Genomic DNA, 14,986 nt, shown 5'->3' on the forward strand with positions numbered 1-14,986 from the left:
ACTACCCAAGTCGGTGCAAACCTTCCTCTGAATATTCTGGTGATATAATAATCTGCTCGACTAGTCTGGAATGATATTTTTTTATTTGTTCATCTAGACATTGTAAAATCGTTATTTGAGATGTATGGTCTAAATATTTCTTCCATTGCATCTCTTGTTCTGGTGTAATATAAATTAAATGAGAATAAAGCATATTCCACTCCCTTTTTAAGTATAAGGAAAGACCACTTTCTGTATGTGCTCCTTTTTCTATTTGTAATAAATCATGTACTACATAAGAAAGATCATCGATTGAAGTTATTTCTTTTATTATCCATTCCCGCATTTTATTATCATACCAGCCGATGAAGTGGGTATAACTTGACTCTATTAAGGATTTTGAAACAGAAATAAACGCTTCCATCATACTATCTAATACTTTAGGTGAAAATTTTTTTTCTTTCATTAAAGTGGAAGTCTCTAGCAATAATAAAATAGATTGATCCGTTGTTTCACTCATTTCCTTTACGATAATCTCATCAAATTTACTCGTTAATTTCCAATGAATATGCTTAATCTCATCGCCTGGTTTATATTCTTTTATACTAAAAATATCGCTACTATCTTGCCCTTTCTGTGCTAAAGTCGATACATCAACATTACTTTTTCTCATTGTATGTTCAAAAAAACTAAAATTTTCGTCAAATTGATTCGGTAAAACGAGCATTTCGAATGAGGTATTCGGTTGGATACTAGTTTTAAAAATTCCCAAATAATCATAACAAATCACATTTTGTATACGAATGTTTAGTTTTCCACAGTATTTACTATTGAGGTTCCAATGGATCTTTTCTTTATTTTTTCCATTCACTGAAAAATAAAGTTCTTGATGCTTTTCTTCTCCTGTCCATACATTTTCCACAAACAATAAACATTTCATTTTAGCAATTGGTAAAACAGTTGTATTTATTGTTTCTAAAGAACACAAAGAATTAGTGTTTTTTTCTGTAACTTTGGGCCCTCGTATAGAAAACATTACTCCTTTTTTTATTCTCCTTATACTTATTCCTAAAAAAAGAAGTAAAAAAATCGTCGCTACTAAAAAATAAAGTGAAAAATAGGAATCAGAGATAATATAAAATAAAATAACAAATAATCCTACCAACACTCCTTTAATTTTTGAACGTAACATCTCTTATCCCCCCCCTCAACCATTTTTTTCATAAGATAACTAGTTCTTTATTTTTGTGCTATCTGGTGTTTTTATCCCTTCTAAAAGTTCTTTTAAGATTTTTGAAACATGATGATTCGCTACTTTCGATTTTTGCTCTAAAATAATCCGATGACTAACCGCATCAATAAATATTTCAATCACATCTTCTGGAATAACATAATCTCTTCCATTAACAAAAGCATGAGCCTTCGCTAATCTATTAATCGATAAAGCTCCACGCGGACTAATCCCTTGTAATATTAATTCATGATTTCTTGTAGCTTCTGTTAAATGTGTAATATATTCTAAAATTTCATCAGCAACAAACACTTGATTTACTGCATTTTGCATATTGATAAGTTCTTCTTTTGTTAAAACTGGTACAACGCTATCAAGTGGTTGTTTATCCTGACGATCCCGTAATATTTCCACCTGACTTTGAAAATCTGGATAACCCATTTGTAATTTCATCATAAAACGGTCAAGCTGTGATTGTGGTAAAAACTGAGTTCCGTATGAACCGAATGGATTTTGTGTTGCAATCACGATAAATGGCTTAGGTAACTCATATGTTATCCCATCAACCGTCACTTTACTTTCTTCCATTGCTTCTAATAATGCTGCTTGTGTACGACTTGTTGTTCGATTTATTTCATCAGCTAAAAGTAAATGACACATCACAGCCCCTTCTTTATAAACAAATGTTTCTTTTTGTTTATCATACATCGTAAAACCAATCACATCCGAGGCAACAACATCTGGTGTAAATTGAATTCTCTTAAAATCAAGTCCCAGTGCTTTACTAAATGTAAGTGCTAATGTAGTTTTTCCGACCCCTGGTATATCCTCGAGTAAAATATGACCTTTGGCTAAAATGGACATCCATACTTTTTTGATAACGTCATCTTTACCAACCATAACTTTTTCTATTTCTTCTATAACTGCTTGTGATTTTTTTCTCATCTTTATTTCCTCCATTTACATGTAAAATAACTTTACTTACAGACCATACTTCATTTTAATTCGCTCTAGTTTTTCACCAAAAGGCTTAATCGTTAGCAATAAAAAAATAATGTTAGACAACGCATAAATAATCATAAAAGGAAAAGAGGCAAGAATCGCTGCTACATAACGAGTAGCATTAAAAGTTCTATCCACTGCGAGTACGGTCCAAATATCCATCATTAACGAAAAAATAACACCTGCGAAAATCCCATACATAACTAACATCCATTTGGTTTTTTTCAATTTTGTTTGAACAGCTGGTAATCCGGCGATAAAACCAATCATTCCCCATGAAAACATTTGAAATGGGGTCCATGGTCCTTGTCCAAAATAGATATTTGAAATAATGGCGGATAATGCACCTACTAAAAATCCCGCTTCTGCTCCAAAATAAATGGCCGTAATAACTACAATCGCTGTCACAGGTTTAAAACCTGGGAGTGCAGTAAAAATAAAACGACCTATAACCGAAATAGCTACCATAATTGATAAAATGACAAGGTACCTTGTTTGACTATCTTTTTTTTCAAATGACAAAAATACTAGAATAAAAGCTAAAAATGCCATCATAATAGAAATCAAATTGTAATTTCTATCTTTAAAAACAACAATACCTGCCATTATAATAAGGGGAATAACTAAGAAAACAAAAAATATTCTCCACTTCTTATTACTCATCTTTTTTCTCTCCGTTTAACTTGCAAAGTTCTATGACGTGATCACAAGTAATGGCATCTTTATACATATGCCTAGAAAGACGATTCGCCGCTGTCGTATAAAAATTATTGTTTGAAAAAAATTCAATAGGTGGATCCATTGATATCACTTCTCCATCAAAAAACAACCCACAACGATTAGAAACTACCGCTGCAAATTCAACATCATGAGTGACTATAATGATTGTGACCCCTTGTTCTTTTAATACAAATAAAATATTTTGTAAATTTTTCTTAGAAAAAGCATCCATCCCCTTGGTCGGTTCATCTAACAAAAGTATTTTTGGTTTTAGTAATAAAACTTTACCTAAAGCAACTTTTTGTTGTTCTCCACCACTTAAATCATATGGATGTTTTTCGAGTAAGTGATTAATCGATAACATTTCCGCTGTTTCTTGAATACTTTTATTCATTTCTTTTTTTGTATATCCCATTACTTTGCTAATTTCTTCATAATCTTCTTTAACCGTTGATTTTAAAAATAGACTTTGTGGATCTTGCGGTAATAGTGCTAAATTATGCTTGTACAATTCTTTCCCTTTGTAACCTTTGATTTTTTTTCCTTTGATCAAGATATTTCCCTTATAGGCACGATTTTGGCCGGCCATTAAAGTTAATAATGTCGTTTTTCCTGAACCGTTCCCCCCTAGAATACTTACAACCTCTCCTTTTTCCACTTCAAGATTAGCTCCCATTATGACATCAGGTAAATCTCTTTCATAACGAAACCACACATTTTTAAATTGTAAAACTTTCTCATTCGAACTTTTCTGCTGATTAGAAAAAGGTTTATGTAACGTTTCGATATCCATTTTAAAATGTTTTTTTAAAAATTCACGACCATCTCGGATTGTTAATGGACTTTTACCTTCTAGTTGTAATGCATTAAAAATGCGCATCGCACTAGGAAGCGCTTTTAACATTTTGTGAGTTTCATTTATTTGTTTTAACCTTGTTCCTATATATTTTGGCTTTTCATTAGCAATGATAGCCCCATTTTCTATCACAATCACTCTATCTGATAATGAAAGCACTTCTTCTAAACGATGCTCAACTAAAATAATCGTAAGACCTAAGTCGCGATTTAATTTTTGTAATGTCGCGATAAAATCTGATGCTGCAATAGGATCTAACTGAGAAGTCGGTTCATCTAAAATTAATACTTGTGGTTGCATAACCATAATAGATGCCAAATTTAAAAGTTGCTTTTGCCCTCCAGATAACTCCGTTGTTTTTTTCCTAAACCATGAATGAATACCAAAAAAATTTGCTATTTCCCCTACCCTTCTTCTTATTACAGATGTGGGCACACCTATATTTTCTAATCCGAACGCTAATTCATGCCATACCTTATCTGTTACAATTTGATTTTCTGGATTTTGCATCACATAGCCAATTTCACTTGCTGATGTTCTCTCGTCTAGTTCTTCTATCTTTTTTCCTTTATAATAAATTTCACCTGTTTTGTTTCCGTGCGGTGTTAATTCTCTTTTTAATAATTTTAAAAGCGTTGTTTTTCCAGATCCTGATTCACCACAAATAACGACAAATTCTCCTTCTTGTATAGAAAAAGTTACATTTGTTATACTAGGTACTTTTTGTTGTGGATATGAAAAATTTAAATCTTCGACCTTAATAATTTCCACTTTATGTTCTCCTTTACTTCGATACCAAAAGGAATCACCATTAAAATAAAAGCAATCATATATTGCACAAAATCTTTTGTTGAAAAATGAAGGGAAGAGATTACTGGATAATAATTAAATTCAAATTGTTGTTGATAAAATCCAATGATTAGACTTAAAATGAGAAGACTAATAATCACTATCATCCATACATCCCTTTTATACCATTGAAACAACGAGAAATTTGTTCTTCCTTTTAACCCGTATCCCCTTGCTTTCATGGAATCTGCTTGATTGATAGCATTTTCAAATGACCAAGTTAAAATACTACTAAAAACTCGAAAACTACTGAATACTCGATCTGTTATGCTATTACTTGTATATAGACCTAATGTTTTTTGTACTTGATGTACTTTTTTTATTTGCCTTTTAAACATTGGAATAAATCGCAAAGACATCGAAATCACTAATGATAACTTTGGAATTGCTTTACCAAATAAATAAATAAATTTATCTGACGTCATTAATTCACTGTACGATTTACTCCAAAAAATAATAGATGTTAACATCGTTGCAATGAAAATACCATAAATAATTGCTTCTAATGTGACTGGGTTATCATTTAAAAAAAATAAAATGGTTTCTCCATTATGACTAAATATCGGATTAGTAATAGAAATCAAAATAAACACTAAACTATAAAAACCTATATCTTTTAAAATTACCTTTAATGGGTGCATCATTATGAAGAAAATAATACTTCCAAACAATGAAAAGACTAAAAGAATAGGATTCATTGTAAACATCGTCACAAAAATAACAGAAACATAATACAAAAATAAAATACTCGGATGAAACGTTGAAAAACTTTTCACTTCAATCACCTTTATTTTTCATAGAAAATTCATATCCTAAATCTCTTCCTAAATCACACGTATAATTAAATTCAATTACATCCCCATCTTTTAATTTATACTTACTCACCCCATAATCTGGATATTCCTCATTAACAGCATACATCCAACCACTTAGTGGACCGCAAGAAAATTCATATAAATGATTAATCCCTTGAATATAGACACTGCCATACGCATTCTGGTCTGCACCTTGAAATTCCATATGAATTTTATTGTGTCGTACCGTTCTTTGTAAAATATCAAAAACAGTATCACCTGGTCGTAACACGTATTCTGTTTGTTTTAAAATAACACCATCTTTTGGAACATATTTTTCTGACCTTAGTTCTTTAGATAATTGATCCCAGTTATCTAGAATAGTGTCACAATGAATGCTGATTGTTACTGTTTCTGAATCCTCTGTTATGTCATCAATATGAGTTAAATAATATTCATCAACTGATTGAATTTTTGTACCAGAAGCTAGTACTGCTATTAATAAAATGACAAAAGCTAGGGATAATAAATCTTTACGCACTGTTCTTCCTCCTAGTCACAATCTCTTTCATCTACTAATAGCATTTTTTGTTTCATTTTTTCTTTTTTACGTTTCCTTGCTCTTAAAATAATCGTAGTAATGATAACAAAAATAAGCATTATAATGACAATCGTAATAATTCTAGCTCGAATTAAATTATCAATTTGTGTTTTTGATTTTTTTATATCCTCATGCCCTAGTACTTTCTTTTGATCATAAGGACTTAATTGTTCAAAACGGGAAACAATATTTTCTACATTTTCTTTATCTTTAATGGAAAGTTCGCTAAAAGGATATAACTGATCTAAAATATCACGATTTAACAATTCAATCTCCGCTTTTATTCTTTCAATTTTTTCTTTTTTCATATTCAGTTCATCTAATGCATAAATATACTCATCTTTGTTTTTTGCAGTCTCTAATTTTTTTATTAACTTCACAACTTCTACATAATGTTCCGTCGTTACTTTATCTGGTATTTGCTTCACTTCATTTGCATCTTCTTCCGAGAAAACTAATTCCTCTATGATTACTTTTTGCTTATCAAAAATTGGTGTAATCGAGCCATTTCCATGTTTTGTTACTCCTATATTTTTGGCGATAGATTCGGAATTATTTTCAATCCCTAATTTTCCCATTGATTCTGCTAGTTTATAGTAATGAAAAACATAAGAACGTTCAGAAATAGGAATGTTTAAATATTTTTGAAACAATTCTTCTACCACTTCTTTATCTTTTTCTGTAATTGAATCAGGTAAAGATTCAATCGATTGTTCGAGTGACATAATTTCTTTTTTTAAATCTTGGTCCATTTCTTCTCTAAAATCGTATAACGTACGATAATTTCCATAATATCGTTTCAATGAAATGAGAGCATAAAGAACTTGTTCACTCGCCATCGAATTTGACTCATCTGGTAAAGATGTTGGATTATCCACATCATATTTTTCTGAATGAATAAAACCACCATCATTTTGATGATATTTTAAAATTCCATTAATTAAAGTATTCTCATTTTTAATAAAGCGTTCATCGTGTGCAGGGTCTATTCCAAGGCTTGTTAAAGCAACCAATACTTGCGCTGTGCTTTCCACATTTTTTGCTCCCCAACTCTCATAATCACCATCTTCTAATTGTAATTTTGATAGCACTGCCAATGATTCATCTATCACTTGTCTAACTTTTTTTGTTACCGTTTTCCCACTTACTTTTTGTTTATACGTATATATTTGCTCACTATTATAATAAGGAGCTAATGCCTGAATAGCCATTGCTGTTATGTCTGGGTCAGCTGTTTCAGCTTGAAATGAAAAGCCTCCATCATGCAATTGCAATTCCAATATTTTTTGAATAATATCATCGCGTGTATTGTAAGCATCTTTCGGTACTTCATATCGCATACTATCAAGCGTAATTAGTCCAAAAATCCAACCATTAATTCCTTGCTTACCTAAAGAATTTGTTTTTCCACGGTTATATGTTCCGTCCGCAATTAAATCAATCGAGTGACCTGATTCATCTCTCCCGATTTGAGTTGGATCCCCACCCATTGCTAAAATCGCTAATGATATCCTGTGCCATTCTGTAGACTTTGTTTTACTTAATTTATCTTTTGTTTTATAACGTTGACTAACGTTATCCCCGATAACCGCTAAATACGCTTCATAGTCATCGGGATAACCAATTCTACCAATGCCAATCGGATACCAATCCCCCGTTGTATCCCCAGCATTTTCTAAAAAACTGCTATTTAACAAAGGGTCTTTTTCTAAAGTACCTATGCTATCCTTTTTCCAGTTAATAATCATTCCGATATGGTCTACATAAACATCACTGTCTTGATTTGTCACTTTTTCTTTTTCTGATGTTTTAGCATAAATATTAGAGGATATTGTTGTCATAAAAAAAGAAACTATTAATAGAATGGAAATCAAAGTATAGATCTTTTTCAACTTTTTGTTTAACATCTTAACTTCCCCTTTAATTCAGTTTGATAATCACCATTCCTTTGCATAATCTGACCCAGGCATACCCCCACCAATATCAGCTCCATATGCTAATGTAAATCTAATTCTCACAACATCCCCGTCTTTAAAATAATAATCAGCAAAACCAACATTTGGGTAATTCCCATTCACGCTATACATCCATCCAGAACCATTTGAAAAATCAAATTCTCCAAGTGAATCTGTTAGATAATCCTCTGGTTCAAATCGATCCATATCTCTTTGTAATAATTCTGCTAAATCTGCTGGAATTATCGGATTTGTTACGATACCTGGTTTATAAATAGCCGACAAATAAAATGAGTTCTCATGTTTACCAGTATGTGTGTACTCAATACCGTATTCTTTAAATAATCTATCTAATACGTGAGAGGCTCTCTCACCTTGATATATTTCTACTTGAACTGGTGGAATAAGATAACCAAGACCGATTGTAGTTGCTTCTAGACTGATTGTTACTGTCCCTACACTACCGAATTCCTCCGCAACTTGACCAATAACAACAAGTTCATAAACTCCTTTATTACCTTCTTCATCAATTCCAGTAATAACAATGCTATTGTGTCCATTTTGGATATTTAGTTTAAAACTAATTTGACTAGAATCCTTCCAGCCAAATTGAACAGGATTTCCATTATTTGAAACAGAAATGATTCCATTTCCAGTTGTAAGAGATTTTCCTTTATAATCAAATGCTTTTACATGGAATGTTCGCTGAGAGTTTTTTATTACTTCTCCTTCTTTTATGTCAAATACAGTTATTGTAGGAGCATGTGCATTCTTATCTTTTTCCTTCTCTTGTTGCTCACCACTTTGAGGAACAACATAAGTAATTACATAGTTTTGAATTAAAGCTTCATCTTTGTATGTAGCTGTTAATTTGATATTATTTTCGCCTTCTTGAAGTGTTGTAGAATACTGTCCATCACTCTGTTCATCTAATGATTTCTCATTCACGCTTACAGATAAAGTAACAGCCTTTTCACCATTTTTAGCCACCGCATTAAAAGAAAATGCCTGGACATCTACTTGCTGATCTTTTAAATCCGTATCAATGATTAAATTATTTTTTTCTTTTTGATAAGTAATGAGATACGTTTTTTTTATTTTTTTATCTTTATGCGAAGCAGATATAGTAATTTTATTTTCGCCTTCTTTTAACTGAACAAAATACTGATGTTTACTGTCTTCTTTGATTTTTTTATTTTTTAAAAGAACATTGACTGGGAGTTCTTTCCCATCTTTTTCTGCCCAAGCAGTAAAGGTTAGTTCTGGCTTTTCAACTATATCCTTATCTTTCAAATCAGTTTGAATAACAATTTTTTCAACCTTTAAATAGACAGTATATGTCTTTGAAACAGTAAATATTTTACCTTTTTTATCTTGGTACGTTACTTTAACTGTAATAGTATTTTCGTCTTCATCAAGAATGACACTACCATCAAATTTTTGTTGTAGTGTTTTATTTAAATAAACATCTACCGACTTAACTTTATACTCATGTTTTTTTTGTTTAATTCTAAAAGAATATTCTTTTTTAGTGACGGTTTCTTTATTTTTTATTGTCGTTGTAAAAAAATCGTTTTGTTCTTTTTCTTTTTTCACAACATCTTCTGGATCAATAATTTCTACATACGGTGATTCTTTATTAATGAGCTCACTTTCACCATTTCCAGTTTGCCCCTGAGAATTCTCTTTTTCTTCGCTAGATTCGCCGTAACTAGCGTTGTTTTCTTCTTTTTCTTGGTTCGGTTTTATTTCTTCTTTCTCTTCCTGTTGTTTTTCTTCATCATTTTTCTTTTCTTCTTTCAATTGCTCTTTTTTTTCTGTTCTTTCTCCTTTTTCATTACTTGTACCATTGACTAAATGTTTATAACTACTTTCTAATGGAACTTGAGAACTATTTTGCGCGAATTCTTCCATTGGATTTTCTGGATTTAACATTTTTTGTTGTGTAAAAGCGTATCCAACATATGTTACAAAAAAGCTTAAAATCGCTAAAATAGTAAGTACTTTGAAAGATTTTTCGCGATTAAAGACTGTATGTTGAAGCATTTTTAAAAAAATCTTCATCACTGCTAAGCTCCTTCCCTATCTGTTTCCTGTATCCAACGAAATGAAATCAAAATCAATATTTAACATGTGTATAGTGCAAAATACAACATGCTTTATTTAATACAGAAAGAAAATGTATTACAATCATATTTCCTTATTCAAATACTCGTTTCATTTCTTCTTTTTTTCCTTCTTTTATTAATTTTCCTTGAAAAATAATTCGATTTTTTGTTGGAGTAGGAACATCACAAGTAATTAATGTTAATCCATTGTAATCATTTGATAAAATGGTTGTGTCTTTTTCATTAATAACAAAGTTTTTTTCAATCTGATACACATAAACTTTTTTTTGATCTTTGATATAAACTTTTTCTCCCTCTTTTAATTTCATAAGTGGTTGAAATAATAATCCTTCTTTTTTCATGTGATGACCTGTTAAAATAACATTTCCTTTATTAAATCCATAAAATTCATCATTTAACAGACCTGCCCCTTTTAATAAATTTGTATTTGTTGTTTCACGAAAAATAGGTAACTTTAATCCAACTGAAGGTATAGCAATTAATCCAATTCCTTCATTATTAACTTCTGTTAACCATGCCTTTAAAACGTCTCTCTCACTTACAAAATTAATTTCTCCAATATTTTTTGCTTGTTTTAAGCTCGTCGTCATATCATTCTGAATTTTTAAATTTTCATATGATTGTTGAGACATATCACTAATAAGATAATTCTTTACGGATGGACTGATAAGGAATAAAAATCCAACGATGATAAACAATAAAGGCAATATTTTATATTTCATGTTAATTACCGTCTCCTATTTATTCAAAGCAATAATTTTTTAATATAATATTTTTTCCTTATAAAATAGGACCTCCACTATTAATAAAACTAATTAGCAATGGAAGCCCTATTCAATACATTTTGAATTACTAAATTGCTTTACTTATGTTTAATTTAAAGTTTTAATTTTAACTTTTTTCTTATTAACAATAAAAATCCAATTAAGATGAAAGATATACCTACTATGAAAGAAACCACACTTTGATTTTCTCCAGTTTTAGGAATTTCAACATTATTATTTTTCACGCTATTCTTTTCAGATACTTTTTCTAATGTTTCTTGTTGTAATGTATCGGAAGTTGGATTACCATTTTCTAATTTATCTATTGACTCTTTTGATGATTCTTCTATTGGTTTATTTGACACACCTTGTGTTGATTCTTGTGTTTGATTTTGCATTTGTTCATTTGTTTGTTCTTGTGTTGGCTCATTATTTTCTGTTTTAGGGCTAGAAGACTCTTCTTTTTTATTAACGTTAGCTAATAGTATTTGTGTTGTACCATCTACTTGTTCGGCATCTATATCATAACTTTTATATAATGCTGTTTTTAATTCATAAGTTCCTTCAGGTATTGTATTGTTTAACTTCATTTCTATATTAATTTCTACATTTTCTTGAATAGATGCTTTTACTACAGTTTTTTCTTTCTCTATTTTATTTAGTGTGTCATTAGGTGAATTAATCACTTGTACATCATTTGTTTTCATTTCTTCATTATTTTCTGTTTTTACCTGATATGTTGCTTTAAATTGATCAATAATTTCTTTTTGATTTACTGCAATGTATTGACCACTCTTGCCATCAACCAGCTTAGCATTTAATTCTTTCCCCTCACTATCTGTAGCTCTAATAGACTCTATTTCAAAATTGTTAGGTAACTCTATACGAATCTCTGGATTAGTGAAAGACGAATAGTCTTTTTCTGAACTTAGTTGATAGATATAATTAAATTTTAAAATCCCTTCTTGTTGACTATCTGAAGGCACCGTTTCATTATCATTAGAATATTGTTCTAGTTCTTTTAATTTTGCTTCCAGTTGACTTAACTTTTCTGCATTTGCTACTAATTTTTGTTGTGATTCTGTTAACTGGTTGTATGCTACTCTCACTTCTTCTACCAATGCTTTGTCTTTTAATGTAAGATTAGATACTTCCGGTAAATCTGCAATTTTTTCTTCTGCTTTTTTTGCTACTGCTTCTTGTTCTAATTCTTTTATTCTTGCTTCTAGTTGGCTTAACTTTTCTTCATTTGCTACTAATTTTTGTTGTGATTCTGTTAACTGGTTGTATGCTACTCTCACTTCTTCTACCAATGCTTTGTCTTCCAATGTAAGATTAGATACTTCCGGTAAATCTGCAATTTTTTCTTCTACTTCTTTTAATGCTTTATCTACTACTTCTTGTTCTAATTCTTTTATTCTTGCTTCTAGTTGGCTTAACTTTTCTTCATTTGCTACTAATTTTTGTTGTGATTCTGTTAACTGGTTGTATGCTACTCTCACTTCTTCTACCAATGCTTTATTGCCTAATGTAAGATTAGATACTTCCGGTAAATCTGCAATTTTTTCTTCTGCTTTTTTTGCTGCTGCTTTATCTACTGCTTCTTGTTCTAATTCTTTTATTCTTGCTTCTAGTTGGCTTAGCTTTTCTTCATTTGCTACTAATTTTTGTTGTGATTCTGTTAACTGGTTGTATGCTACTCTCACTTCTTCTACCAATGCTTTATTGCCTAATGTAAGATTAGATACTTCCGGTAAATCTGCAATTTTCTCTTCTGCTTTTTTTGCTGCTGCTTTATCTACTGCTTCTTGTTCTAATTCTTTTATTCTTGCTTCTAGTTGGCTTAGCTTTTCTTCATTTGCTACTAATTTTTGTTGTGATTCTGTTAACTGGTTGTATGCTACTCTCACTTCTTCTACCAATGCTTTGTCTTTTAATGTAAGATTAGATACTTCCGGTAAATCTGCAATTTTTTCTTCTGCTTTTTTTGCTGCTGCTTTATCTACTGCTTCTTGTTCTAATTCTTTTATTCTTGCTTCTAGTTGGCTTAACTTTTCTTCATTTGCTACTAATTTTTGTTGTGATTCTGTTAACTGGTTGTATGCTACTCTCACTTCTTCTACCAATGCTTTATTGCCTAATGTAAGATTAGATACTTCCGGTAAATCTGCAATTTTTTCTTCTGCTTTTTTTGCTGCTGCTTTATCTACTGCTTCTTGTTCTAATTCTTTTATTCTTGCTTCTAGTTGGCTTAGCTTTTCTTCATTTGCTACTAATTTTTGTTGTGATTCTGTTAACTGGTTGTATGCTACTCTCACTTCTTCTACCAATGCTTTGTCTTTTAATGTAAGATTAGATACTTCCGGTAAATCTGCAATTTTTTCTTCTGCTTTTTTTGCTGCTGCTTTATCTACTGCTTCTTGTTCTAATTCTTTTATTCTTGCTTCTAGTTGGCTTAACTTTTCTTCATTTGCTACTAATTTTTGTTGTGATTCTGTTAACTGGTTGTATGCTACTCTCACTTCTTCTACCAATGCTTTATTGCCTAATGTAAGATTAGATACTTCCGGTAAATCTGCAATTTTTTCTTCTGCTTTTTTTGCTGCTGCTTTATCTACTGCTTCTTGTTCTAATTCTTTTATTCTTGCTTCTAGTTGGCTTAGCTTTTCTTCATTTGCTACTAATTTTTGTTGTGATTCTGTTAACTGGTTGTATGCTACTCTCACTTCTTCTACCAATGCTTTATCTTTTAATGTAAGATTAGATACTTCCGGTAAATCTGCAATTTTTTCTTCTGCTTTTTTTGCTGCTGCTTTATCTACTGCTTCTTGTTCTAATTCTTTTATTCTTGCTTCTAGTTGGCTTAGCTTTTCTGCATTTGCTACTAATTTTTGTTGTGATTCTGTTAACTGGTTGTATGCTACTCTCACTTCTTCTACCAATGCTTTGTCTTTTAATGTAAGATTAGATACTTCCGGTAAATCTGCAATTTTCTCTTCTGCTTTTTTTGCTACAACAATATTTTCTTCCTGATCTATTTTTTCAAGTGCCTCATCTATTTCGACTTGACTCGCATCTACAGTTTTAAGAACATTAATGGCATGATTATAAACTTTTTTTAAGTTATCATTTTTTAAATATTCATCTTTTTTATCACTGCTGTTAATTTGAGCTATTTTTTTAGTCAATGCATCTTTATTTACTTTGTCAAAAAAATTCGAACCCCAACCACCACCTATATCACTACCTAAGGCAATCGTATATTGGACACGCATTACATCTCCATCTTTAAGATAATAATCAGCAAATCCAACATTAGGAAAAATATTATTAACTGAATACATCCATCCTGACAATGAATTGAAATCAAATTCCCCTAGACCCCATTCAGGATCATAATTCCCTTCATCATAATTTCCTTCTAACTTTTCCTTTAATATATCTGGTATATTAGGTTCGGTTTTATACACAACATTTGTATCATCTAGCAAAGTAGCAAAATAAAAACTATTATCCAATTGTCCTGTTTTTCTGTAATCAAATCCATTTTTTTTAAGTATTTCATCTAATTCATGAGAAGCTCTCCTACCTTTAATAATATCCACTTCTACTGGTTCAATTATGTACCCTAACCCAATAGTAAAGGCATCTAAGCTAAAAATGAATGTTCCAATAACATCTCCATCTTTAGCTTCTTCCCGAGTTAACTTATATTTGTTCGTATACGTTTTACCCTGATTTTCTACAACAATTTCAACATTGTTTATTCCAATATTTAAATTTAATGTATAACTTGTCTTTTCTGTGTCATCCCAGTTAATATTAATTTTTTTACCATTATTTGTTACCTTAACATTGGAAGCACTTATCTTATTCCCATTACTATCATACGCCCATAAATCAAACGTTAATCGATCTGCTTTTGTAATATAATTATCTTCTAAATTGGTTCTAATTGAAGGATCTGAGCTAATATTTGTTGATTGAACATCATTAAATACATCTTCAGCATTTACCCTAAATGTTGTCATAGGTGAAAACATCAATAATGCTACCAACATTATGACAATATTTTTTTTTATTTTAGCAAACATTCTTTCATTCCT

The 14,986-nt window shown here is 30.7% G+C and carries 10 protein-coding genes; all 10 read right to left on the reverse strand.

What is annotated here, in order from left to right:
• Window position 1: 1 nt before the first annotated feature.
• The 10 genes from BN1372_RS10640 to BN1372_RS10685 all read right to left on the reverse strand — a co-directional run bounded on the left by BN1372_RS10640 (window position 2) and on the right by BN1372_RS10685 (window position 14,911).
• Window positions 2-1,171: a DUF58 domain-containing protein gene (locus BN1372_RS10640; protein WP_062199303.1), complete on the reverse strand. Its 1,170-nt coding sequence runs from the start codon at window positions 1,169-1,171 to the stop codon at window positions 2-4.
• Window positions 1,172-1,210: 39 nt separating this feature from the next.
• The gene (locus BN1372_RS10645; protein WP_147515371.1) at window positions 1,211-2,155 is read right to left on the reverse strand and encodes an AAA family ATPase; all 945 of its coding nucleotides are present in this window, start codon (window positions 2,153-2,155) and stop codon (window positions 1,211-1,213) included.
• A gap of 36 nt (window positions 2,156-2,191) precedes the next feature.
• Complete coding sequence (locus tag BN1372_RS10650) at window positions 2,192-2,875, reverse strand: ECF transporter S component (protein ID WP_062199307.1); 684 nt, start codon at window positions 2,873-2,875, stop codon at window positions 2,192-2,194.
• Window positions 2,868-4,559 (reverse strand): ABC transporter ATP-binding protein, encoded by a 1,692-nt coding sequence (locus tag BN1372_RS10655; protein ID WP_062199309.1) that lies wholly within the window; start codon window positions 4,557-4,559, stop codon window positions 2,868-2,870. Before BN1372_RS10655 ends, BN1372_RS10650 begins: the two co-directional genes overlap by 8 nt.
• Window positions 4,532-5,413, reverse strand: a complete 882-nt coding sequence (locus tag BN1372_RS10660) for an energy-coupling factor transporter transmembrane component T (RefSeq protein WP_062199312.1) — start codon at window positions 5,411-5,413, stop codon at window positions 4,532-4,534. The genes BN1372_RS10655 and BN1372_RS10660 overlap by 28 nt, the downstream gene beginning before the upstream one ends.
• Before the next feature lies 1 nt (window position 5,414).
• Complete coding sequence (locus tag BN1372_RS10665) at window positions 5,415-5,972, reverse strand: DUF4430 domain-containing protein (protein WP_062199314.1); 558 nt, start codon at window positions 5,970-5,972, stop codon at window positions 5,415-5,417.
• 11 nt (window positions 5,973-5,983) lie between these two features.
• Window positions 5,984-7,939 carry a hypothetical protein gene (locus BN1372_RS10670; protein ID WP_062199316.1) on the reverse strand — a complete coding sequence of 652 codons (1,956 nt, stop codon included), beginning with the start codon at window positions 7,937-7,939 and terminating at the stop codon, window positions 5,984-5,986.
• A 30-nt stretch (window positions 7,940-7,969) separates the two neighbouring features.
• Window positions 7,970-10,051, reverse strand: a complete 2,082-nt coding sequence (locus BN1372_RS10675; protein WP_062199319.1) for a DUF4430 domain-containing protein — start codon at window positions 10,049-10,051, stop codon at window positions 7,970-7,972.
• 136 nt (window positions 10,052-10,187) lie between these two features.
• Window positions 10,188-10,838: a class A sortase gene (locus BN1372_RS10680; RefSeq protein ID WP_062199321.1), complete on the reverse strand. Its 651-nt coding sequence runs from the start codon at window positions 10,836-10,838 to the stop codon at window positions 10,188-10,190.
• A gap of 155 nt (window positions 10,839-10,993) precedes the next feature.
• Window positions 10,994-14,911: a DUF4430 domain-containing protein gene (locus BN1372_RS10685; RefSeq protein WP_147515372.1), complete on the reverse strand. Its 3,918-nt coding sequence runs from the start codon at window positions 14,909-14,911 to the stop codon at window positions 10,994-10,996.
• Between the last annotated feature and the right edge of the window lie 75 nt (window positions 14,912-14,986).

The organism is Massilibacterium senegalense, assembly GCF_001375675.1.
Taxonomy (GTDB): Bacteria; Bacillota; Bacilli; order Bacillales; family Massilibacteriaceae; genus Massilibacterium; species Massilibacterium senegalense.